The sequence below is a fragment of the Collimonas sp. GW821-FHT07E08 genome (assembly GCF_059418905.1).
The window spans coordinates 13,599-35,611 of sequence record NZ_JBWKQR010000016.1 but is presented as its reverse complement, the minus strand read 5'-3'; the positions used below and the strand labels follow the sequence as shown (position 1 = coordinate 35,611).

General features: G+C 61.8%; 18 protein-coding genes. 11 read left to right on the top strand and 7 right to left on the bottom strand.

What is annotated here, in order from left to right:
* The first annotated feature begins 26 nt into the window (after positions 1-26).
* Positions 27-2,039: an acyltransferase family protein gene (locus AC07RZ_RS19565; RefSeq protein WP_494669204.1), complete on the top strand. Its 2,013-nt coding sequence runs from the start codon at positions 27-29 to the stop codon at positions 2,037-2,039.
* Here the strand turns inward: AC07RZ_RS19565 and AC07RZ_RS19560 are convergent.
* A complete protein-coding gene (locus AC07RZ_RS19560) occupies positions 2,023-3,042 on the bottom strand; it encodes a zinc-binding alcohol dehydrogenase family protein (protein ID WP_494669203.1) in 1,020 nt (339 codons plus the stop codon). The genes AC07RZ_RS19565 and AC07RZ_RS19560 overlap by 17 nt on opposite strands.
* Positions 3,043-3,166: 124 nt before the next feature.
* On the opposite strand from AC07RZ_RS19560, the gene AC07RZ_RS19555 reads away from it, so the two are divergent.
* Complete coding sequence (locus tag AC07RZ_RS19555) at positions 3,167-4,069, top strand: LysR family transcriptional regulator (RefSeq protein WP_494669202.1); 903 nt, start codon at positions 3,167-3,169, stop codon at positions 4,067-4,069.
* Between the two features lie 97 nt (positions 4,070-4,166).
* On the opposite strand, the gene AC07RZ_RS19550 is transcribed toward AC07RZ_RS19555, so the two are convergent.
* Positions 4,167-5,078 carry a LysR family transcriptional regulator gene (locus AC07RZ_RS19550; protein ID WP_144736695.1) on the bottom strand — a complete coding sequence of 304 codons (912 nt, stop codon included), beginning with the start codon at positions 5,076-5,078 and terminating at the stop codon, positions 4,167-4,169.
* A 122-nt stretch (positions 5,079-5,200) separates the two neighbouring features.
* Here AC07RZ_RS19550 and AC07RZ_RS19545 point away from each other — a divergent pair, with 122 nt between their 5' ends.
* The 4 genes from AC07RZ_RS19545 (at position 5,201) to AC07RZ_RS19530 (ending at position 10,176) form a co-directional block, all read left to right on the top strand.
* Entirely contained in the window at positions 5,201-5,800 is a 600-nt protein-coding gene (locus AC07RZ_RS19545; RefSeq protein WP_144736697.1) for a short chain dehydrogenase, read from the top strand.
* Positions 5,801-5,912: 112 nt separating this feature from the next.
* Positions 5,913-7,115, top strand: coding sequence for a DUF2252 domain-containing protein (locus AC07RZ_RS19540; RefSeq protein WP_494669201.1), 1,203 nt, complete (start codon positions 5,913-5,915; stop codon positions 7,113-7,115).
* 182 nt (positions 7,116-7,297) lie between these two features.
* A complete protein-coding gene (locus AC07RZ_RS19535) occupies positions 7,298-8,575 on the top strand; it encodes a D-amino acid dehydrogenase (protein WP_494669200.1) in 1,278 nt (425 codons plus the stop codon).
* Positions 8,576-8,661: 86 nt separating this feature from the next.
* Positions 8,662-10,176, top strand: a complete 1,515-nt coding sequence (locus AC07RZ_RS19530; protein ID WP_494669199.1) for an NAD(P)H-hydrate dehydratase — start codon at positions 8,662-8,664, stop codon at positions 10,174-10,176.
* 7 nt (positions 10,177-10,183) lie between these two features.
* Here AC07RZ_RS19530 and AC07RZ_RS19525 read toward each other — a convergent pair whose 3' ends face one another.
* The 4 genes from AC07RZ_RS19525 to AC07RZ_RS19510 all read right to left on the bottom strand — a co-directional run bounded on the left by AC07RZ_RS19525 (position 10,184) and on the right by AC07RZ_RS19510 (position 14,814).
* The gene (locus AC07RZ_RS19525) at positions 10,184-10,744 is read right to left on the bottom strand and encodes an NnrU family protein (RefSeq protein WP_494669266.1); all 561 of its coding nucleotides are present in this window, start codon (positions 10,742-10,744) and stop codon (positions 10,184-10,186) included.
* Between the two features lie 166 nt (positions 10,745-10,910).
* Entirely contained in the window at positions 10,911-12,905 is a 1,995-nt protein-coding gene (locus AC07RZ_RS19520; protein WP_494669198.1) for a S46 family peptidase, read from the bottom strand.
* 150 nt (positions 12,906-13,055) lie between these two features.
* Complete coding sequence (gene hmpA, locus AC07RZ_RS19515) at positions 13,056-14,282, bottom strand: NO-inducible flavohemoprotein (RefSeq protein WP_494669197.1); 1,227 nt, start codon at positions 14,280-14,282, stop codon at positions 13,056-13,058.
* An 85-nt stretch (positions 14,283-14,367) separates the two neighbouring features.
* The gene (locus tag AC07RZ_RS19510; RefSeq protein WP_494669196.1) at positions 14,368-14,814 is read right to left on the bottom strand and encodes an RrF2 family transcriptional regulator; all 447 of its coding nucleotides are present in this window, start codon (positions 14,812-14,814) and stop codon (positions 14,368-14,370) included.
* Between the two features lie 399 nt (positions 14,815-15,213).
* On the opposite strand from AC07RZ_RS19510, the gene AC07RZ_RS19505 reads away from it, so the two are divergent.
* From AC07RZ_RS19505 to AC07RZ_RS19490, 4 genes are read left to right on the top strand one after another with little or no spacing between them, the layout of a single operon-like run.
* On the top strand, positions 15,214-15,645 hold the full coding sequence (locus AC07RZ_RS19505) for a spore coat protein U domain-containing protein (protein WP_494669195.1): 432 nt from the start codon (positions 15,214-15,216) through the stop codon (positions 15,643-15,645).
* 17 nt (positions 15,646-15,662) lie between these two features.
* Positions 15,663-16,385 carry a fimbrial biogenesis chaperone gene (locus AC07RZ_RS19500; RefSeq protein WP_494669194.1) on the top strand — a complete coding sequence of 241 codons (723 nt, stop codon included), beginning with the start codon at positions 15,663-15,665 and terminating at the stop codon, positions 16,383-16,385.
* A gap of 46 nt (positions 16,386-16,431) precedes the next feature.
* Positions 16,432-18,666 (top strand): fimbria/pilus outer membrane usher protein, encoded by a 2,235-nt coding sequence (locus AC07RZ_RS19495; RefSeq protein WP_494669193.1) that lies wholly within the window; start codon positions 16,432-16,434, stop codon positions 18,664-18,666.
* A complete protein-coding gene (locus AC07RZ_RS19490) occupies positions 18,663-19,133 on the top strand; it encodes a spore coat protein U domain-containing protein (protein ID WP_494669192.1) in 471 nt (156 codons plus the stop codon). The genes AC07RZ_RS19495 and AC07RZ_RS19490 overlap by 4 nt, the downstream gene beginning before the upstream one ends.
* A gap of 103 nt (positions 19,134-19,236) precedes the next feature.
* On the opposite strand, the gene aceB is transcribed toward AC07RZ_RS19490, so the two are convergent.
* The gene (gene aceB, locus AC07RZ_RS19485; RefSeq protein ID WP_144736720.1) at positions 19,237-20,823 is read right to left on the bottom strand and encodes a malate synthase A; all 1,587 of its coding nucleotides are present in this window, start codon (positions 20,821-20,823) and stop codon (positions 19,237-19,239) included.
* A gap of 274 nt (positions 20,824-21,097) precedes the next feature.
* Between aceB and AC07RZ_RS19480 the strand changes: the two genes are divergently transcribed.
* The gene (locus tag AC07RZ_RS19480) at positions 21,098-22,003 is read left to right on the top strand and encodes a LysR family transcriptional regulator (protein WP_494669191.1); all 906 of its coding nucleotides are present in this window, start codon (positions 21,098-21,100) and stop codon (positions 22,001-22,003) included.
* The last annotated feature ends 10 nt before the right edge of the window (positions 22,004-22,013 follow it).

Here is a 22,013-nt window from a genome sequence, read left to right as displayed (position 1 = left end):
AATAGAATCACATGGGATTCCGGACGATGCATCACCGCTCACCTGCTTACGTTCCTGCAATCGACGGCTTGCGCGCCATCGCCGTCCTTTCCGTCATCGTCTTCCACGTCGACATCCTCGGCATTCTTCCTGGCGGATTCACCGGGGTCGACATGTTTTTCGTGATATCCGGTTACGTGATCAGCCAATCGCTTTCTGAACGTTTCCAGCGGGGCGACTTGGGTTTTGTCGATTATCTGAAGGATTTTTATCGCAGGCGCTTCCTGCGCATCCTGCCTGCCCTCCTGGTTGTCCTGTTTATCAGCTTCCTGGCATCGGCGATGTTCATGCCGCAATTCTGGCTTAGCGAATTAATGAATCGCACGGGGCTTGCGGCCTTCTTTGGATTCAGCAATTTCGTGCTGGCCTGGAACACGGACACCTATTTTTCACCGAGCGCCGAGCTCAACCCCTACCTGCATACCTGGTCGCTGGGCGTGGAGGAGCAGTTCTATGTCATCTTCCCCGCGATTTATTTCGTGTGGCTTCGATATAGGAAACAGACCACGATGGCGTGGGCCGTCCTGCCGCTCCTGGCCCTGGCCTCGCTGGCGATCAGCGCCTTCCAGACACGTACCGAACCGCTCTCAGCCTTTTACCTGCTGCCAAGCCGGTTCTGGGAATTGGCGGCAGGCGCCATGCTCTTCCAAATCATTGGCGCAAGGCGCTTTTCACCGCAGTCCCGGTGGCTCGCGCAGGTCCTGCTGCCGGCCGGTCTTGCGCTCGTCATGGCCGGGTTTCTTTTCGCCGGGCGCAATCAATTTCCTTTCCCTTGGGCGCTGGCAACGGTGTCGGGTTCGATGCTGATGATCGCGGCGGTGGCATTGCAGGCCGAAGGCCCCGTCCCTCTGCTGCAGCGCCTGCTGCAATCGCCCTTGGCGACCTATATCGGCCGATTGTCCTATTCGCTCTATCTCTGGCATTGGCCGGTCGCCGTGTTCTTGCGCTGGACAACGGGCCTGGAGCACCTCGCCGTCCAGCTCCTCTATCCCGTGATCGTCGTTGCGCTCGCCGCTGCCTCCTATCACTGGATCGAGACGCCGATCCGCAACGGCAAGTCGCTTTTGCAGCGCCGCGCGTGGGTCGCTTTCGCGTCAAGCTTCATGGCGCTCGGCCTGTTCTCATGGACCGCGCTGTGGATCTCGGACAACCCTGACCACCTGTCGCTCAGCCAGACACGCGACACCTACACCTGGTATGCGTACAGGCATTTTCCTCGGGAGGAAATCAGCAAGATCGATGATCCACAGGTGGCGGGGCGCCAGCTGTTTGTCATCGGCGACTCGCATACCGCCGCCTATCGCACCATGTTGAAGATCGTATCCCTGAAACTCGGCATCAAGGTGGTCGAATACGAACAGGGCGGTTGCGGCGTCGTCACGCTGGTCGGCCCCGATCCGGCCAAGTGCGCCCAGCCCCGGGAAGCTGACCTGAAAGATATTGAGGCCAGGGCCAAACCAGGCGACATCGTCTTCCTTGCCTCTCTCAGGATGCCTGAACTGGCCGGCCGCGAGTGGCAACGCGGTGAGGATGTAGTCGTCAATGAAGCGCTGGCCGAGCTGACACCTTCGATGAACGAAGGCGCCCGAACCTCCGCTGCAGCCATCCTCGCGCGGCTAGAAGCGGCACAAGTGCAGGTCCTGATCGACGCACCCAAACCCTTGTTCAAGGCGCCGCCCAACCGCTGCTCGGACTGGTTCAACAAGATGAATCCTGTCTGCGCGCCCGGCCTGACGATGGAACGCGCCCAGCTCGAACGCCTGCGTGCCCCGCAGATGAAACTCCTGGACTTGCTGCAACGGGAACATCCCGGCCTGACCGTCTGGGACCCGTTGCCGCTGCTCTGCCCCGGCCTTACCTGCTCGGCCTACGATCGCGGCAAACCGCTCTATTTCGATTCAAACCATCTCAGCGGCCACGGCAATCGTGTGCTTGCATCCTCGTTCACGGAAAACCTGCTGTCGATCTGGAGGAACCTCGCGCTCAAGAAAAATCCTTGAGCACGATCTTGCCGATCACACGCCCGCCTTCCAGCGTGGCATGGGCCTGGCGCAGGTTGGCCGCATTAATCGGCGACAAAACCTGGTTCACGGTGGTGACAATCACCTGGTTGTCGATCAGGCGCGCCACCTGGTCCAGCAGATTGCCTTGCTGCTGCATGTCGGCGGTCTGGAACATCGAGCGGGTGAACATGAATTCCCAGATGAAACCGGCGCTCTTGGCTTTCAGCAGGCTGACGTCGAGCGGCGCAGCGTTTTCGACGATGGTGCAGATCATCCCCTGCGGCGCTACCGCTGCTGCCGCTGCCGGGAAATGGCGGTCGGTGTCGTTCAGGATCAGCACATAGTCGACGTTGTCGAAGCCTTCCTGCTTGAGCTGCGCCGGCAGGTCGCCGAAATGGTTGATGACATGCTGCGCGCCCAGCTCGCGCACCCATTTTTCCGACTCAGGCCGCGATGCCGTGGCGATCACCTTCAAGCCGGCGACCTTGACCGCCAGCTGGATCGCAATCGAACCGACGCCGCCGGCGCCGCCGATGATCAGGATCGATTTGGCCGACGCCGTCGCTGCAGGCGGCACATGCAGGCGCTCGAACAATGCTTCCCAGGCAGTGATCGTGGTCAGCGGCAAGGCGGCGGCCTGCTCGAATGACAGCGATTGCGGCATATGGCCGACGATGCGCTCGTCGACCAGCTGGAATTCGCTGTTGCTGCCAGGGCGGGTGATGTCGCCCGCATAAAACACCCTGTCGCCAGCCTTGAAACCGCTGACCTCGGGTCCGACCGCCTGCACCACGCCGGCGGCATCCCAGCCCAGCACGCGCGGCGCTTTTTCGATAGTGGCCTTGGGCGCCCGCACTTTGACGTCGACCGGGTTGACGCCGATGGCCTTGACCTCGACCAGGATGTCGCGGCCTTGCGGCGACGGCTTGTCGAGCTGGACGTCGACCAGCGATTCGGGGTTCTCGATGGGCAGGTATCGGGTTAAGGCGATGGCTTTCATTTGCGGGCTCCTGAAGATAAACACAGATTCACGATCAATCCGATCGAATGACAGCCATTATGATAATGTTGAATTATTTTATAAACCGCCTTAGATTTGATTCACTTTCAATCCATATTTGATAATGTATTCGACCACCGACCTCCAGCTTTTCATTTACACCGCCGATCTCGGCAGCCTGTCGAACGCGGCGCGCCAGCTCGACCTGCTGCCGGCCACCGCCAGCGCCAGCCTGAAGCGGCTGGAGCTGCAGCTCAACACCAGGCTGTTCGTGCGCTCGACGCGCAGCATGCGGCTGACGCCGGAAGGGACCCTGTTCCTGGAGTACAGCCGGCAGGCGCTGGCGCTGCTGCAGGAAGGCCAGGCCCTGCTCACTGCCGGCGGCCCGGTCAGCGGCCATTTGCGGCTGTCGATGCCGTCCGATGTCGGGCGCAATGTGCTGCTGCCCTGGCTGGACGCCTTCCAGGAAAACCATCCGCAGGTCACCCTGTCGCTGCAATTTTCCGACCGCGTGGTGGACCTGTTCCGCGATCCGGTGGATGTGGCTTTTCGCTACGGCCCGCTGGACGACTCGACCCTGGTGTCGCAGATCCTCGCGCCCAGCCGCCGGGTGGCGGTGGCGGCGCCCTCCTACCTGGCAAAGCATGGCCGGCCCAGCGTGCCGAAGGACCTGGCCAGCCATAATTGCCTGCTGTACTACCTGCAGCACGGCTTGTTCAACAACTGGCGCTTCTACACCGGCAAGACCGCAGTCGACGTCAAGGTGCGCGGCGACCGCATGACCGACGACGCCGCCATCGCCAGGACCTGGGCCGTCGCAGGCGTAGGCATCGCCTACAAGTCCTGGCTGGACGTACGGCAGGATGTGGCCGACGGCCGCCTGGAAATCATCCTGGAACAGTTCACCGGCGAAGAAACCCCGCTCAGCATGGTGTATCCGCATCGCAGCAGCATGTCGCCGTCGCTGCGCGCCCTGCTGGCATTCTTGCGCGCGCAGTTTGCCGCGCTAGGGGCCGTTAGGGCATAAGTTGGATATTTGGGCGGTCGTAGCTGGATGCGAAGCAAGGCAGACGACGCGCCGGCTACGGCCAGCACAAATGTTCAACTTATGCCCTAACGGTCCTTTAATCCGGCGCCGTGAACGATCCGGCGTCCCGGCCGAAATGTTCGACCACGAATTCGATGAACGACGTCAGCTTAGGCGTCATCTTGCGGTTCGAAGCGACCACGATGTGCATGGCGCGGTGCTCCAGTTCATAGCCGGCCAGCAGGCGCCGCAGCCGCCCCGCGGCAATTTCCCCGCACAGCAAGGCTTCCGGCTGCATGATGATGCCGATGCCGTTGAGGGCGGCGGTGCGTAGCGCCAAACCGTTGTTGGCGCGGAAATTGCCGTGCACTTCCACCTCCTGCTCTACGCCATCCTTGGAAAAGCGCCAGCGGTTGTAATGGTTGCCGTGCACGAAGCTCATGCAATTGTGATCGCGCAATTGCTGCGGAGTCTGCGGCGTGCCGCAGCGAGCGAGGTATTCCGGCGCCGCGCAAACCAGCGCCCGGTATGGCTGCAAGGGCCGCGCGACCAGGGTCGAATCGGGCAGCGCGCCGATCCGGATCGCTACCTCGAAACCCTCTTCCACCAGGTCGACCACGCGGTCGTTCAGTGACAGGTCGAGCTCGACATCCGGATAACGCTCCAGGTAGGCGCGCACCACGGCGGCCAGCATCTGGCCGCCGAAAGTGGCCGGCGCTGTCACCCGCAGCACACCGCGCGGCAGCAGCTGCATCTGCTTGACCGAAGCGTCGGCCGCCTCGATTTCCAGCAAGGCCTGCTTGCAGCGCTCAAAGTACAACTGGCCGATTTCAGTCAGGCTTTGACGGCGCGTGGTGCGGTTCAACAGGCGCACGCCGAGCTGCTCCTCCAGCTGGCGCACGTGCTTGCCCACCATGGTGGGTGAAATCCGCGCTTCTTCCGCTGCCGCCGAAAACCCGCCTTTTTCAACCACGCGGACGAAAATCTGCATGCTGGTCAGTCTGTCCATAAGTCTAATTACGCACTATTGGTTTCAAGTAATAGGAATATTACGCTGTTTATCCACCATAAAGAAGTAATCATAATGAAGGCCGGATCTATCTCCTTTACTTATTTTTTACGGAGCACACCATGAAAATCGCGGTTATCGGCGCTACAGGCACCATCGGCAAGGCAGTCGTCAAACAACTGGCCGGCCGCCATGAAATCATCCAGGTCGGCAACAGCAGCGGCCAGTTCCAGGTCGACATCACCGACATCCGCAGCGTCGAAGGCTTGTTCGCGCAGATCGGCAAGATCGATGCGATCGTCTCTACCGCCGGCAAACTGCATTTCGGCCCGCTGCAAGAGCTGACGCCCGAGAAATTCGAGATCGGCCTGCGCGACAAGCTGATGGGCCAGATCAACCTGGCGCTGGTGGCGCAGCACCACCTGAACGACGGCGGTTCGATCACGCTCACCAGCGGCATTCTGAGCGACGAGCCTATCCTGCAAGGCGTCAACGCCAGCACGGTCAATGCGGCGCTGGACGGTTTTGTGCGCGCCGCCGCGATCGAACTCAAGCGCGGCATCCGCATCAATGTCGTCAATCCGACAGTGCTGGAAGAATCGCTGCCTGTCTACGGCCCGTTCTTCTATGGTTTCGAGCCGGCCCCGGCAAGCCGCGTGGCCCAGGCATACAGCCGCAGCGTCGAAGGCGCACAGACCGGGCGCGTGTACCGGGTCTGGTAAACAAGGACAGCCCTTGAGGAAGCCGCATCGTCGTTGTCAGCATTTTGTCAAGATGATGCAGTAAGATTGGCACTGCTCCAAAGCAACCGATCCCATCCTCAAGAGGCATGCCATGGTGAATGTAGTAAAGCGCATCCAGGAATACAACGCAGGCCGCGATCCGCAGCGGCTGCAGCTGAAATACAAGAATATCCGCAACGATCCCTTCACTTTCCTGCGCGGGACCTGCCACCTGTTCTATGAACGCCTGCCGCAAAGCGGCGTGATGCGCTCTGCGCCGCTGGCCTGGATCTGCGGCGACCTGCACCTGGAAAATTTCGGCAGCTACAAGGGCGACAACCGCCTGGCTTACTTCGACCTCAACGATTTCGACGAGGCCGCGCTGGCGCCGCTCAGCTGGGAACTGGTGCGGCTGCTGACCAGCGTACTGATTGCCGCCGATGCCGCACCCAACGGCGCCGTCGATAGCCGGATCCTGTGCCGCAGCTTCATCGACGCCTACGGCGCCGCCCTGACGCTGGGCAAACCGCGCTGGGTCGAGCGCGATACCGCGCAAGGCATGGTCGGCGACTTGCTGAACAGCTTGCGCGGCCGGCAGCGCGCCGATTACCTGAATGCCCGCACGGTACGCAAAGGCAAGCTGCGCGTACTGAACACGGATGGCAAGAAAGCGCTGCCGGCCTCCGACAAGCAACGCGCCAAAGTCACTGCATTCATGAAGCGCTTCGCCGCCGAACAGCCCAATCCGGATTTCTACAAGGTACTGGATGTGGCGCGCCGCATCGCCGGCACCGGCAGCCTGGGCGTCGACCGCTACACCATCCTGGTGCAGGGCAAGGGTTCGCCGGACGGCAACTACCTGCTTGATTTGAAGCAGGCGCTGCCGTCGTCGCTGGCGCCTTACCTGAAGGTGGCCCAACCCAAATGGAAGAACCAGGCGCAGCGCGTGGTGTCGCTGCAGCGGCGCTGCCAAGCGGTGTCGATGGCGTTCCTGCAGCCGGTCATGCTGGGCAAGACTGCTTACGTGCTGCGCGGGCTGCAACCCAGCGAAGACCGGGTCGCGCTCAAGCAGCCGCGCCATACGCTGGCCGAAATCCAGCAAGTCATGACGGTCATGGGCAATATTGTCGCCTGGGCGCAATTGCGCAGCTCCGGCCGCCAGGGATCGGCGATTGCCGATGAACTGATCGCTTTCGGAGAAGGCAAGAAATGGAAAAAGCAGTTGCTGGATGCAGCCCAGGATTGCGCGGCGCAAGTACGCAAGGATTGGCAGACCTACAGCAAGGCATATGACGCCGGCGCATTTGAGTTGTAGCAACATTGGGCAGCCCCTGGCTCAAGTGCACATTCGAACAAACTTGGGGCGCCATGCCCCGCCCCCGCCTGAGTTAACCAAACCGCCGGCGACGAGGTAATTGTGCATTCTGCTGTCCTATCATCAAGTAATTCAAGGTATGATTCTGGTCGGCTGCAACGCGTCGTGCCGCGCAGAACCCCTTGAGAACAATAGTGATACAGCAGCAGACACAGAAACAAATCGTGGTTATCGGCGGCGGCGTGATGGGAGTCTGCAGCGCTTATTTTCTGGCCGAAGCCGGGCACCAGGTTGCCGTAGTCGAACAACGCGGCAACGTCGCGGAGCAGTCGACGCTGGGCAATTCCGGCATCTTGTCGGCCGGCGCCGCGCTACCGTGGGCAGTGCCGGGCATGCGCCGCAAGATCCTCTCCGGCATGTTCAACCAGGAAGCGCCGAACGTGCTCAACGCCCGCTTCAGCCCTGCGCTGTGGCGCTGGATGCGGCGCTGGATGGCGGAATCGGAGATCCAGCGGTTTCGCTCCCACGCCCGCCAGATGCAAAGACTGGCTTCCTACAGCCAGGATCTGCTGGAGCAGATACAACAGCATTTCCAGCTCGACTTTGAACAGAGCCCGGGCTTGCTGCGCCTGTTCCGCAGTGAAGCCGAACTGGCGGCGCTGGCTCCCGCCCGCGAGCTGCTGGCTGAGTGCGGCGTAGCGCACCAGCTGCTCGACGAGGCTGCCGTGCGGCTGCAGGAGCCGGCCCTGGCCAGCGCCGGCAAGCTGGCCGGCGGCTTGTATTTCCCCGATCTCGGCGCCGGCAATTGCACCCTGTTTACCAAGCAGCTGAAAGCCATCCTGCAAGGACTGGGCGTGCAGTTTCATTTCGACAGCAAAGTCTCCGCCGTCGCGCCGCAAGGCGCGCAAGTCGCTTTACATATCGACGGCAACGTGCTGCTGGCCGATGCCGTGGTGTGCGCCGCCGGCGGCGCCAGCGCGGAGCTGCTGAAGCCGCTGGGCCTGCGCCTGCCGCTGCACGCGATCAAGACTTACACCGCCACCGCTACCGTAAAGAATTACGAAGTCGCGCCGCAGACGGCAGTGCTGGACGGCAGTTACCAGGTCACCATGGCGCGCATCGGCGACCGCATCCGGCTGGCAGGGATTGCCGAGTTCGGCGCCCAGGACATGTCGTTCGACGACAAGGCCATGCGTACGCTGCTGAAAGTGGCGCAGGACTGGTTCCCCGATGCCGCCAATTTCAACAGCGCCAGTTTCTGGTGCGGCCATACGCCGATGCTGGCTGACGAGGTGCCGCTCATCGGCCACACCGGCGCCAGCAACGTGTTTGTCAATATCGGGCACGGCGGTTCGGGCTGGAGCATGGCGCTAGGCGCCGCCAAGGTGCTGGCCGACCAGATCAGCGGCCTGGCGCCCGAGGTTGACCTGGATGGATTGACAGTCGCGCGCTATCGCTGACAAAACGGTCCGCCGAAGGCGGCGTTTCTTTTGCTATATGCTGGAAGCTCCAGGCAGCCCTGGCTCCTGCTAACGGACAACACACCATGAGCGCCATCTATCCCGTCGCCGACATCCGCAAAATCGAACAGTCCGCCTTGCGCGCGCTGCCGCCGTACAGCCTGATGCAACGCGCCGGCCAGGCGGCGGCGCAAGCAGCCTTGCGCATGCTCGCGGGCCCGCCCCACGCATCCGCGATCCTGGTCCTGGCAGGCCCCGGCAACAACGGCGGCGACGCCCTGGAAGCTGGCGCCGTCCTGTCCAAGGCCGGCGCCGAAGTGGTGGTGCTGCTCAAAGCCGCGCCGTCGCAACTGCCGGCTGACGCCTCCCAGGCGCTGGTCCGCGCCCAGCGGCACGGCGTGCACCTGATGCCGCCGGAGCAGTTTGCCGAGATCGACAGCAACCCATGGTCGCTGGTGATCGACGGCCTGTTCGGCATCGGCCTGAGCCGGGCGCTGGACGGCGACTGGCGCAGCCTGGTGCGGGCCGTCAACGCCATGGCCTGTCCGGTGCTGGCGCTGGACGTGCCGAGCGGCCTGGATGCCGATACCGGCACCGTGGTGGGCGGCACGGCCGGCATCGCTGTCAAGGCCAGCCACACCGTCACGTTCATCGCCGACAAAGCCGGCCTGCACACCGGCGACGGCCCCGATTACGCTGGCCAGGTCGAAGTAGCGGCGCTGGACATTGCGGACAGCCATTTCCCTGCGCCGCACATGTGGCTGAGCCAGCCGAGCCTGTTCAGCGAATACCTGCGGCCGCGCCGGCGCAATTCGCACAAAGGCAGCTTTGGCGATGTCGCCGTGATAGGCGGCGCCGCGGGAATGGCCGGCGCGCCGATCCTGGCGGCGCGCGCCGCCGCCAAGTGCGGCGCCGGACGGGTGTTTGTCGGCTACCCTGAAAACCCGCCGGCCTACGACAGCGCACAGCCGGAGCTCATGTGCCGTCTCGCTGCCGACCTCGATTTCTCATCGGCAGTGCTGGTGGTCGGCCCCGGCCTCGGTATGGCCGATACCGCGCTGGCCTTGCTCGGCCGTGCGCTCGATGCGCTCAGCTGGCTGGTGCTGGATGCCGACGCCTTGAACCTGCTGGCGCGCCAGCCGCAACTGCAAACCCAGGCAGCGCAACGCCAGCACGCCGTGCTGATGACCCCGCATCCGCTGGAAGCCGCGCGCCTGCTGGGCGTCAGCACCAGCGACGTCCAGGCCGACCGTATCGCCGCCGCCCGCACCCTGGCAAGCCGCTTCAATGCGGTAGTCGTGCTGAAAGGCGCCGGCAGCGTCATCGCCCGCGCCGATGGCGCAGTGGTGGTCAACTCGACCGGCAATCCCGCCCTGGCCACCGCCGGCAGCGGCGACGTCTTGTCGGGCATTTGCGGCGCTTTGCTGGCGCAAGGCTGGCCGCAATGGGAAGCGGCGCTGGCGGCCGTGTGGCTGCACGGCCGCGCCGCCGATCAGCTGGTAGCGCAAGGCATCGGGCCAATCGGCTTGAGCGCCAGCGAACTGATCCCGGAAGCCAGGCTGGTGCTGAACCAGCTGCTGCAAGAGCGCTGGCCGGCCTGATACGCCGTCATGCTCCCCAGGGAACCACCGCCACGCCCATCAGCTGGCGATGGAACGTCATCACCAGCAAAGCCAGCAGCAAGCCTGCGATACAGGCAATCACGTCGAATTTCAGCGCCGGTGTAAACGGCTTGTAGCTCTGGCGGCGGATCACGGAAAACAGATCGACCACGGCGTAAGCCAGGAACGCGGAAAACAGCAGCGTGGCTTTGGCATGCCCGTTCGCCAGCAAATGCACCAGGGCCCAGATCGCCAGGCCGAGCAGCATCGGGTGCTTGACCCAGGCCCGGATATGGCTTTTCATGTTGGCCGCGGCAAACAGGATGAAACTGACGGCCATCGCCAACGGTGCGGCATGGATCGCGCCGACAGAAGATGCGAACAGTTGCGGCCCGGCCGGCGCCCTGGCGTATCCGGCCACGACCAGGACCAGCCCCAGCGCGGCCAGCAAGGCGAACAGGCCTTTGTAGCGGTTTTCACCGAAGACGCCGACCAGCTGCGCTTTCAGGGGCGGGACAACGGGAATCAGATGGATGCCGATAAAGAGCAGCAGCCCCAGGCTAAGCATTTCCAAAATCATTCTCCTTCCATGACGATCACGCGGCCGGCATCGCCGCCGGACAGATGTAAGACAGATGTAATGCAAAATCCCTCTCGGCGTCGCCGCCGGCGAGGGATTCATTATAGATACAAACTCACCGCTCCTGGCGCAGTTCCGCCAGGCCAGCGCGATTTCAATGCGCCTGGATTTCCTTGACCAGGTCGGCGCCGCCATAGACCTTGCCCAGCGTTTCCAGGATGGCGCCGCTATGTACGGCGATCGCGCGGTTGTCGCGCGGATCGAACCAGAATGCGCCGCCCAGCGAGTGGATGTTGCCATCGAAAATCAGGCCGACGATTTCACCGTTGCGATTGATCATCGGGCTGCCGGAATTGCCGCCGATGATGTCGTTGGTGGTGGCAAGGTTGTAGCGTTGGGCCAGGTTCAGCTTGCCCTTGGCGGCGTGCCATGAAGCCGGCAAGGCGAATGGGTCGGCGCCGGTGTCGCGCTCGAAGGCGCCGCCGATCGTGGTGAACGGCGGGATCTTCTTGTCGCCTTCCTGCCATCCTTTGACTTCGCCATATGACAGGCGCAGGGTGAAGGTGGCGTCCGGATAAGCGCTGGTGCCTTGCTGGGCAAAACGCGCCTGCGCGATCAGCTCGGAATTCTTCTGCTGCACGGAATCGACTTCTTTTTCGTAGCGTGCGCGGATGGCGCGCGCAGCCGGATCGAGCGCCAGTTCCTGCTTGATGAACGGATCGTCGGATTTCAGGATCGCTTCCTTGCCGCCCTGCCACAGCGCCTTGCGCACCGCCGGGTCGCCCAGCCTGGTGTGGTCGATCAAGGCGGCGCTGAGCTGTTCAGGCGACTGCTTGCCGAGCACCTGCTTGACAAACGGATCGTCGGTGCCGAGCATCTCGCGCAGCTTGGTGAGCGAAAGCGACAGCATCACCTTTTCGTATTCCGGATATACCGGGGCGCTGGAAAACAGCTCTTGTTCCAGCTCCGGCAGCTTGGCGTCGGCATATTCCGGCAAGCGCTCGCCGTTCGGCTTGGCGCGCTCTTCCGCGCCGCGCACCAGGGCCCGCGCATAACCGGAGTACTTGCTGGAGAAACCGCGGCCGCCTTCGATCAGGCCGTAAGGCGCTTCGATCTGGCGATACGCTTGCTGCGCCGCCGCTATGGCGTCCCAGGCGCCGCCGACCTTGGCTTGCAGCGCCGGCTGCGTGGCCACGAACTGGCGCAAGGCTGTTTCCTCATCCTGCTTCTGCTTCATCAGCGCAGGATCCTGCAAGGCGCTCAGGCGTCCGCGAAACGCCTTGTAGGCATTCTCCACGCCGAACAAGGTCTGCTCGGCGTTACGCGCCGCTTCCGGACTGTTCTTGCTGTATTGTTCCAGCACGCCGCGCATTTCCGCCAGCCGGATCAGGTTGTTGACCAGCGTCAGGTCACGCAAGGTAGTCAGCTGCGACACTGTCAGCTGGCGTTGCGTCGAACCTGGCTGGCCGGTCACGAATACCATCTCGCCTTCTTGCGCGCCGCTTTTGCTGAACGGGAAATAGTTCTCGATCTTGGCCGGCTTGCCGCCTTCGTAGGCGCGCAGCAGGGTGATGTCGAGGTCATAGCGCGGGAAGTTGAAGTTATCCGGGTCGCCGCCGAAGAAAGCCGCAGCTTTTTCCGGCGCCCACACCAGGCGCGTATCCTGGAAGCGGTGGTATTTGTAAACCTGGTACAGGCCGCCGTGATACAGGTCGACGACGTCGCAGCGCACGGTTTCCTTGTCGTTGCCGACACAGGCTGAAGTCAGCTTGGCCTTGATCGCATTTTGCGCATTCTTGAATGCCGCGCCGTCCAGGCCCGCGGTGGCATTCTTGACTTCGGCCGTGACGTCAGTGATTTGCTCCAGCCGGTTCAATTCGATTTCCGGGCAGCTCAGTTCCTGCTCGCGGCCCTTGGCCAGGAAGCCATCCTTGATCAGGTTCTTTTTCGCTGTCGATAATTGCTCCAGGCATTCGGACGCGCAATGGTGATTGGTCATCACCAGCCCGTCTTTCGAGACAAAGGATGCCGAGCAGCCGCCGGCAATCCGTGCCGAACCCAGCATGGTGCGCTTGATCCAGCCCTCGCTCGGGGTGAATCCGTATTCGGCCTGCATCTTCGCCTTCGGCAAATTGTCCAACGTCCACATCCCCTCCGCTGCCATCGCCATCCCTGGAACCAGCAGCGCCGCAAAAAGCCAATGAATTCGCATCGTCTTCCTTATCAGTAATGAATTTTTAGGAGTGAAACATTACCACATCGAAACACGGTGCGTCATCATCGGCTGGCGCCGCATTGCCTATTGCAAGTGCTGCAGCAGCGACGGGCCGAACACTTCCTGCCGGATCTGGTGCGCGGCCACGCCGCGCACCAGCAAGGCTTCACGCTGGACCTGCATGAATGGCGCTGGTCCGCACAAGAAGTAGGAACCGTCATGCGGCAGCAAGGCGTCCGGCAGTTGCGCCAGCTGCAGATAACCCTGCTGCTGGTAATCCTTTTGCGGCAGATCGTCGGCACCCGGTTTTTCGTAGGCGATGTGCGAACGTATCTGGCCATGGCGTCGGCGCAAGCTGTTCAATTCGCCCTTGAGCGGATGATGGCGCCCGTTCAGCGCCGCATACAGGAAATTCACCGGCCGCTGCGGACTCTGCTGCAGGCTGCCGTGCAGCATGCTCATCATCGGCGTGACGCCGACGCCGGCGCTGATCAGCACCAGCGGCCTGCGGTCTTCTTGCGCCAGGACAAAATCGCCGCATGGCGGGCTGACCTGCAGTACATCGCCCTCATGGCATGCATCGTGCAGCAGGTTCGACACCAGGCCGGCCGGATAAGGACCGTCTGCAGCGATGTTCTCCGTCTCGCGCTTGACGCTGATGCGCCAGTGGCCACGGTCCGGCGCATCGGACAAGCTGTACTGGCGCAACTGGCGCAGGGCTAGCTGTTCGATATCCACCGCGACGCTGATGTACTGGCCTGGCTGGAAGGCCGGCAGCACGCTGCCGTCGGTGGCGCGCAGATAAAAAGAGGTCACACTGTCGCTCTCCTTTTGTTTGCGGGCCACGGTGACCGAGAGATATTCGCCAGGCGCGATGCCATGTGCCTGGTACTGCTTGCGCTCTTCCGAAACCAGGGCCGCAGCCAGCAAGCCATAGGCTTCGGCCCAGGCCGCCAGCAGTTCCGGCGTGGCCGCCGCGCCAAGGATTTCTGCAATCGCATCCAGCAAGTGTTTGCCGACGATCGGATAGTGCGCTTCGCTTATCCCCAGGCTTACATGCTTTTGCACGATACGGCTGATCACCGGCGCCAGCGCTTCGGGATTATCGATGTTGGCGGCGTAGGCGAAAATGGCGGCTGCTAGCGCCTGCTGCTGCGTGCCGGCCTGCTGGTTAGGCATGTTGAACATATTCTTGAGCTCGGGATGAGCGGCAAACAGGCGCTGGTAGAAGCAACGGCTGATGGCGACGCCGTGCTCGCGCAAGACGGGAACGGAAGCAGCGATATAAGGACGGGAAATGGCGGAAATCATATAAACACTCATATTGTTACATTTAAAATACTACAATTAATCCAAAAAAAATGCGCCCTGCCTTGGCAGGCGCGCGGTTATCGCATCAGTGCACCGGCATCGGCTGGAACTGCATGCGTGCAATCGTGTTTGAAGTCGGCGGCATGACCAGCTCCGCCAGGTTGTGCCGGTTCATGCCGGCATAAAATTCCTGCTGGCCGATATCCAGCACCCGTTTCAGGTGGCAGCTGCCGCGCAAGACGCAAGGCGGCTTGTCGCAATCGACCAGGCCGCCGTCTCCTTCCAGCGCGCTGAGAATATCGCCCAGCTGCAGGCTTGCCGGCGCTTGCGCCAGCCGCAGTCCGCCGTTGCGGCCCGGCGTAGCGCTGATCCAGCCCAGCTTGACCAGGCGGTTGACCACCTTGTTCAGGTGGTTCTTCGGCACGTCAAAATAATTCGCCAGCTCGCCGACGGTAATCACGCCTTGTTCCGGCGTCGCTGCCAGGTACATCAGGACGCGCAAGCCGAAGTCGGTGAATTTGGTGAATTGCATGGTTATCTTTCCTGCTGAAGATCGATTGCGATGCCATCATCATATTATTGTTGCATTTAAAAAGCAACAATAAGACAAGAAACAAAAATACATTTGTTGACAGCAATACCTCTTCCAAAAAAACCTGATGAATATTGATGTTTTTCACAAAAAACAAAATGTCTTGACGTACTTCTCCCATGACGCCAATATGAACAAAAGAAAATATTTCCCAAAGGAAAATATTGAGAGCGAGGATGCCGTATTGAATGAATGTCCAGTCGACTGCCTGGGCTTTCGCAACACAATAAGATGTCAATCGGGAGATTTGTCATGAAAAGGCTTGTCCGGAACGGTATTTTGATTATCGCATCGACAACTGTCTGTAGCGGCGCCTCGGCGGCCACCGCCACTGCTACCATGACCAATACGGTCACCATCAGCAATAATTGCAGTATCTCCACCCTTGGTTTCACGACGACTTACGACCCTATCGTCGCCAACGCCACCACCAACCAGGACGTGACAGCCAGCGTCACCACCACCTGCACCATCGGCGCTTCTCCCGTGATTACCCTGGGACAAGGCGCAAACGCCAACACCGGCTCGACTGACGCCGTACCGCTGCGTCGCCTGAGCAGCGGCGGCGGCACTCCGGTCTTCCTCAACTACAGTTTGTTCTCTGACTCCGGCCGCACTGTCACCTGGGGCAACACGGCAGCCACCGCGCCTGCGGCAGTCACCGCTACCGGCAGCGCCACGCCAATCACCATTTACGCCCGGGTGCCGTCCGGCCAATCGGTCAAAGCAGCGACTTACATAGATACCGTAGTTGCTACCGTCACCTTTTAAGGCAGCCGATGATGCCCATGCTAAAGCAATGGCCGGCTGTTGCTTTTGTCTTGTGCCTGGTTTGTGCACAAGATATAAACGCAGCCTCGTTTAACGTCAATCCGATCGGTTTCGACCTGAGCGTGGAACGCGCCTCCGGCGTGCTGCAAATCAAGAACACCGGCAATGAGCCGGTGCGGATACAGGTCGGCGCCGTCGACTGGAGCAGCGATGGCCGCCAGGAAGTGCTGGCGGATACCGACGCTTTGCTGCTGAACCCGCCGATCTTTGCGTTGGAGCCTGGGCAAATCCAGTACTTGCGCTTCGGCGTGCGCCAACCGGTCAGTTCGGCAACCGAAAAGAGCTACCGGCTGCTGATCGATGAAGTGCCGCCCAGCGGGCCGCAGGCGCCGGGCTTGAAGACTTTGCTGAGGGTCAGCATTCCGGTGTTTATCGCGCCGCAAAAGAAACTGGAAAAAATCTCCTGGCAATTAAAGCGCGGCAACAACGGCCTGCTGCTGGTGGCCGCTAACGACGGCAATGTCCATGCCAAGATCATCCGCGTCCAGATCAGCAACGGCGATGGCAAGGACGGCCTGCAAATCGGCACACCTGCCTACGTATTGCCGGGCCAGCACAAGCAATGGTCTTTGGCGAACGGGAAGATCCACGCCGGACCGGTCCGGCTGCAAATTCAAACAGACAAGGGCGAGCTTGAAGAACATCTCATGCTGGAGGCTGACCAAGTATCTAGCCGCTAGCCTGATCGCTTGTCACATCCCGGCTCTGGCGGCAGCAGACAAGTCAGTGACAGAACAGGAATTCATATTGGCGGTGACCGTCAATGACAGGAAATTGACGGACGCAACGCTGATCGTGCGTACCGCGGCCGACGGCATTATCGTGCCGGCACAGCTATTGACCGACGCTCGCCTGCGCTTGCCGGACGTCGCCGCCATCAGCAGCCACCAGCAGCGCTATTATCCGTTGGCGGCATTGCCTGGCGTGCGTGCCGAAATCGAGGCCGGCACGCAGACGCTGAACATCCATGCGCCGCCAAGCGCGTTCATCGATTCGGCATTCAACCTTGGCGCTCACCAGCCCTTGCTGCTGCAGGCCGCGGAAACCGGCGCTTTCCTGAACTATGATGTCAACTACGCCAAGGGCCAGAACCAGGCCAATCTTTCGGGCCTGGCGGAGGTCGGCATATTCAGCGGCGGCGGGATCTACACCAGCCGTTTCGTCGGCCAGGACATGACTGGCCAGCGTTCGCTGTTTCGGCTCGACAGCCAGTACACGCGGGATTTCCCGCAGCAGCAGGCGACCATGGTGGTCGGCGACAGCGTCACCGGCGGCAGCGCCCTGTCGCGCCAGGTATATTTCGGAGGCCTTCAGTGGCGCACCAAATTCTCGACCATCCCGGGCTACCAGGCGATACCGCTGCCGGCGTTCAGCGGCACCGCGGCGGCGCCGTCCGTGGTCGACATCTACGTGGATAACATCCTGCGCCTGAAACAGCCGGTCGACACCGGCCCGTTCACCATCAACAACCTGCCCGTGTATGCCGGCCAGGGCAATGTGCAGATGGTGGTGCACGATGTGCTGGGGCGCCAGCAGGTCTACACCCAGGGCTACATCACCAGCGCCCAGCTGCTGCGGCAAGGCAGCAAGGATGTCTCTTACGAAGCCGGCGCGCTGCGCAACAATTTCGGCAGCAAGGACAGCGACTACGGCCGGGCGTTCAGCTCCGCCACCGTGCGTTACGGCGTCAGCGACAGCAGCACCGTCGAGGGCCACGGCGAGATCATGCGCGGCCGCCAGTCGCTGGCTTTCGGCGCCGCCGTCGCCGTCAGCGATATCGGTTTGCTGAGCGGCGGCCTGGCTGCCAGCAATTCGGAGCGCGGCAACGATACCCAGCAATACCTGCAGTTCGACCGCCAGGGCAGCCGCTATGCCCTGACCCTGCGCGCGCAGACGGCCGGCCCGCGCTTCTGGCAGCTGGGCCTGCCCGACGACATCCTGGCGCCGGCGCAACAAATCCAGGCGCAAGCCAATGTCTCGCTGGGAGAACGCGCCAATGCGGCGATCGGCTACCTGAGCCAGGCCAACCGTGGCCAGGACAATGTGCGCGCAATCAATGCCGGCCTTAATTTCAACTTGCGCCAGAACGGCAGCATCAGCATCGGCTTGCTGAAATCGCTGACGCAGGATCGCCAGCTGTCCGCCAACCTGGTCTGGGTCTTGCCGCTGGAACACCAGAGTTTCCTGCAGGTGGTGGCCAGCGGCCAGCAAGGCAGCAAATACTTCAGCACCGAGTACCAGCAAACCGCGCCGCAGGAAGGCGGCTGGGGCTATCGCGCGCGCAAGGCCTTGTTCGACAACGGCGGCGAAGACATCGGCGCCAACTACATCGGCACCAGCGGCGAATACATGCTCAACGCCAATCACGTGGACGGACAAAACAACCTGCAGCTGGAAGCGCGCGGCGGCATCGCCCTGCTCGGCGGCCATGTCCGCGCTACGCGCTGGCTGGACCAAAGTTTCGCCATGGTGGAAGTGCCGGTCGCGCAGCCTATCGATATCTACGCCAACAATATCAAGGTCGGCCAGACCGACAAATACGGCGTCGGCTTCGTTCCGCGCCTGGTTCCCTACGAGTCCAACACGGTCTCGCTGGACGATGCCGGGCTGCCGCTGTCGATGACGCTGGACCTGGCGCATAAATCGGTCACGCCCGGCTACCGCACCGGCAGCCTGCTGAAATTCAGCGCGCAGCAGAACCGCAGCGCGACCTTGGTCCTGGTCGACGAGAACAACAAGGCGCTGGCCACCGGCACCCGGGTGTATGTCAATCGGAGCCCGTCGGCAGCAGAAGTTGCCTTGCGCGGGCAAGTCTTCGTGGAGTCGATCGACTACCCGGCCGAGGTCGTGGTGCGCGACAACGGCTCCGGCATACGCTGCCGCTTCAGGATCGATGCATCGCCGCAGGCCGGCGCCTTCCCGCTGCTGGGGCCTTATGTCTGCGCTCAGGAGGCGAAATGAAACCTGCTCTGAAATGGCTGGCTGCCGCCTGGCTGCTGGCGCTGCCTCTCAGCGCGCATGCGCTGCTCGCCACCTGCACCGTCGCCACGACCGGCATCGTATTTCCCGCCTATGCGTCGCCCGGCAGCACTGACGCAGACAGTACCGGCGACGTTGCGGTCACCTGCTCCGCGGTGGTGGCCGGGCTTGGCAGCTATACCATTTCGATCAGCACCGGGGCCGGCACCTATGCCAACCGCAAGCTGTCCTCGGGGGCCAATTTCCTCAACTACAACATGTTCACCGACACAGGGCGGACGATAGTCTGGGGGGACGGCACCGCAAGCACCCAGACGGTAAGCGACAACTATCTGATCCTGGTCACGCCGACCGTCCGCCATTACACAGCGTATGGGCGGGTGCCGGCAAGCCAGAACAAGCCAGCCGGAACCTATACCGATACAGTGACCGTCACCGTCACTTATTGACATTGAACGCCCGCATCGTCAACCGGCCGAGGCGAAAAAAAAGCCGATCTTCCGATCGGCTTTTTTGCCAGGCAGGCTACTTTGCCGCCGGCGGACTGCGGATTTAGATTTCTTCGTACAGCGGCAAAGTCAGGAACTCGGCAAACGAAGCCGAGGTCGACATTTCCTTGAAGATCTCGGCAGCGCGGTCGTAGGTCGCGCCATCGCCAACCAGCGCCTTGACCTTGGCCAGCTCTTCCGGAATCATCGCGACCACCATCTCGGCGGTCACCTTCTTGCCGTCGTCGAGCACGCCCTTGGTCGAGCGGATCCATTGCCATACTTGCGCACGGCTGATTTCCGCCGTGGCGGCATCTTCCATCAGGTTATGGATCGGCACGCAACCGTTGCCGGCCAGCCAGGCGCCCAGGTAATGGATGCCGACGTTGATGTTGTAGCGCAGGCCGGCTTCGGTGATCGGCGCTTCCGGCTTGAAGTCGAGCAGGTCGGCGGCGCTGACGTTGACGTCTTCGCGCTGCTTGCCGATCTGGTTCGGCTTGTCGCCCAGCACCTTCTTGAATTCGGTCATGGCCAGCTCGACCAGGCCCGGGTGGGCAACCCAGCCGCCGTCGTAGCCGTCGGTGGCGTCGCGCGCCTTGTCGACGCGCACGCCGCCCATGGCGATGTCGTTCTTCTCGGGATCGTTCTTGATCGGGATCAGCGCCGCCATGCCGCCGATCGCCGGCGCATTGCGCTTGTGGCAGGTTTTCAGCAGCAGCAAGGCGTACGAGCGCATGAACGGCGCGGTCATGGTGACCTTGGCGCGATCGGCCAGGCAGAAATCCTTGTCCAGCTTGAATTTCTTGATGCACGAGAAAATGTAGTCCCAGCGGCCGGCGTTCAGGCCGGAGCTGTGCTCGCGCAGTTCGTACAGGATTTCATCCATTTCGAAAGCTGCCAGGATGGTTTCGATCAGGACCGTTGCCTTGATCGTGCCTTGCGGCAGGCCGAGTTCGTTTTGCGTCATCACGAAGATGTCGTTCCACAGCCGCGCTTCCAGGTGCGATTCCAGCTTCGGCAGGTAGAAATACGGACCGGCGCCGCGCGCCAGCTGTTCCTTGGCGTTGTGGAACATGAACAGCGCAAAATCGAAAATGCCGCCGGAGACGCGCTTGCCGTCGATCAGCACGTGCTTTTCATCCAGGTGCCAGCCGCGCGGACGGACCACCAGCGTCGCCACCTTGTCGTTCAGTTTGTAGGACTTGCCGTTCTGTTCCAGCGAAATCGTCTTGCGGATAGCGTCGCGCAGGTTGATCTGGCCGGTGATCTGGTTATCCCATACCGGCGAGTTCGAATCTTCGAAGTCGGTCATGTAGCTGTCGGCGCCGGAATTGAAGGCGTTGATCACCATCTTGCGCTCGACCGGGCCGGTAATTTCGACGCGGCGGCATTCCAGCGCGGCCGGGATCGGCGCGATCTTCCAGTCGCCGTTGCGGATGTGCGCGGTTTCAGGCAGGAAGTCCGGACGCTCGCCGGCGTCCAGGCGCTTGGCGCGCTCGACCCGCACAGCCAGCAATTCCTGACGGCGCGTTTCGAATGCGCGGCTCAGCTTGGCGACCAGCGCCAGCGCTTCGGGGGTCAGAATCTCTGCGTATCCGGCGCCGATTGCGCCCTTGATTTCCATGCCGGCGGGCAGTGTCAGTTGCGTCATGCTTTACTCCTGTTGGTTCTATGAATTGATTGGTGTCTTGGGCCAGTTCGCTGCACCAGCCATTGTGCAGCGCTACATTCTGTTTTTTACCATGCCGGATATGCTAAATCCTGAATGGCATTATCTAATTTTTACGCTATATAGTATATTTAAACCAAATCATCATAGGTGGAACGATTTATCATTTGATCTATGCGTTTTAGTCACAAGTGGGCGTATTATAGCGTCAGCCATAGCTCCGGCCTTCAACAAACCAGTAAACCAGTTCGGCGACATGGATCAATTCAAGCAGATTTCCACTTTTGTCGAGGTAGCCGCCAAGGGCAGCCTGTCCGCGGCGGCGCGCGCCGAAGGGATCGCCCCTGCCATGATCGGCCGGCGCCTGGATGCGTTAGAGGAACGCCTCGGCGTGAAGCTTTTGCAACGCACCACCCGCAAAATCGCCCTGACCAACGAAGGCGAAGCCTTCCTCGAAGACTGCCAGCGCATCCTGTCCGACCTGGAAAACGCCGAATCGGCGGTCTCGGAACGCAGCGCCCATGCCAGCGGCCACCTGCTGATTTCGGCGCCGGCCGGTTTCGGCCGCCAGCACGTGGCGCCGCTGATGCCCTCTTTCCTCACCGAACACCGCGACGTCACCCTTACGCTCAACCTGAACGACCGCGTGGTCGACCTGATCGGCGAAGGGATAGACGTCGCCATCCGCATCGCCTCGCTGTCGGATTCGTCGCTGGTCGGCGCCAAGCTGGCGGACAACAAGCGTATCGTGGTGGCCTCTCCTGCCTATATCAAGCGCCATGGCAGGCCGCTCACGGTCGACGACCTGCAAAAGCACAATTGCCTGGCGATCAGCAGCGAAGGCAGCCAGCGCGGCTGGAGCTTCCGCCAGAACGGCAAGACCGTTACCGTCCGGGTGGCCGGCAACATGGTCTGCAACGATGGCCAGGTACTGCATGACTGGGCGCTGGCCGGCAAGGGACTGGCCTGGCGCTCGATGTGGGAAGTCGGCAGCGAGATCGAATCCGGCAAGCTGGTCACGGTGCTGGACGAATTTGCCGCGCCCGGCAACGATATCTACGCGGTGTTCGCGCAGCGCCGCCACCTGCCCTTGCGCATCCGGGTGTTTGTCGACTTCCTGCGGCGCGCCTATGCCCAGCCCGACTACTGGCGCCACGGCTGATTCCTTGCTT

Coding starts and splice junctions, on each gene's coding strand:
- AC07RZ_RS19565 (WP_494669204.1), top strand. CDS start 27: ATGCATCACCGCTCACCTGCTTACGTTCCTGCAATCGACGGCTTGCGC.
- AC07RZ_RS19560 (WP_494669203.1), bottom strand. CDS start 3,042: ATGAAAGCCATCGCCTTAACCCGATACCTGCCCATCGAGAACCCCGAA.
- AC07RZ_RS19555 (WP_494669202.1), top strand. CDS start 3,167: ATGTATTCGACCACCGACCTCCAGCTTTTCATTTACACCGCCGATCTC.
- AC07RZ_RS19550 (WP_144736695.1), bottom strand. CDS start 5,078: ATGGACAGACTGACCAGCATGCAGATTTTCGTCCGCGTGGTTGAAAAA.
- AC07RZ_RS19545 (WP_144736697.1), top strand. CDS start 5,201: ATGAAAATCGCGGTTATCGGCGCTACAGGCACCATCGGCAAGGCAGTC.
- AC07RZ_RS19540 (WP_494669201.1), top strand. CDS start 5,913: ATGGTGAATGTAGTAAAGCGCATCCAGGAATACAACGCAGGCCGCGAT.
- AC07RZ_RS19530 (WP_494669199.1), top strand. CDS start 8,662: ATGAGCGCCATCTATCCCGTCGCCGACATCCGCAAAATCGAACAGTCC.
- AC07RZ_RS19525 (WP_494669266.1), bottom strand. CDS start 10,744: ATGCTTAGCCTGGGGCTGCTGCTCTTTATCGGCATCCATCTGATTCCC.
- AC07RZ_RS19520 (WP_494669198.1), bottom strand. CDS start 12,905: ATGTGGACGTTGGACAATTTGCCGAAGGCGAAGATGCAGGCCGAATAC.
- hmpA (WP_494669197.1), bottom strand. CDS start 14,282: ATGATTTCCGCCATTTCCCGTCCTTATATCGCTGCTTCCGTTCCCGTC.
- AC07RZ_RS19510 (WP_494669196.1), bottom strand. CDS start 14,814: ATGCAATTCACCAAATTCACCGACTTCGGCTTGCGCGTCCTGATGTAC.
- AC07RZ_RS19505 (WP_494669195.1), top strand. CDS start 15,214: ATGACCAATACGGTCACCATCAGCAATAATTGCAGTATCTCCACCCTT.
- AC07RZ_RS19500 (WP_494669194.1), top strand. CDS start 15,663: ATGCTAAAGCAATGGCCGGCTGTTGCTTTTGTCTTGTGCCTGGTTTGT.
- AC07RZ_RS19490 (WP_494669192.1), top strand. CDS start 18,663: ATGAAACCTGCTCTGAAATGGCTGGCTGCCGCCTGGCTGCTGGCGCTG.
- aceB (WP_144736720.1), bottom strand. CDS start 20,823: ATGACGCAACTGACACTGCCCGCCGGCATGGAAATCAAGGGCGCAATC.
- AC07RZ_RS19480 (WP_494669191.1), top strand. CDS start 21,098: ATGGATCAATTCAAGCAGATTTCCACTTTTGTCGAGGTAGCCGCCAAG.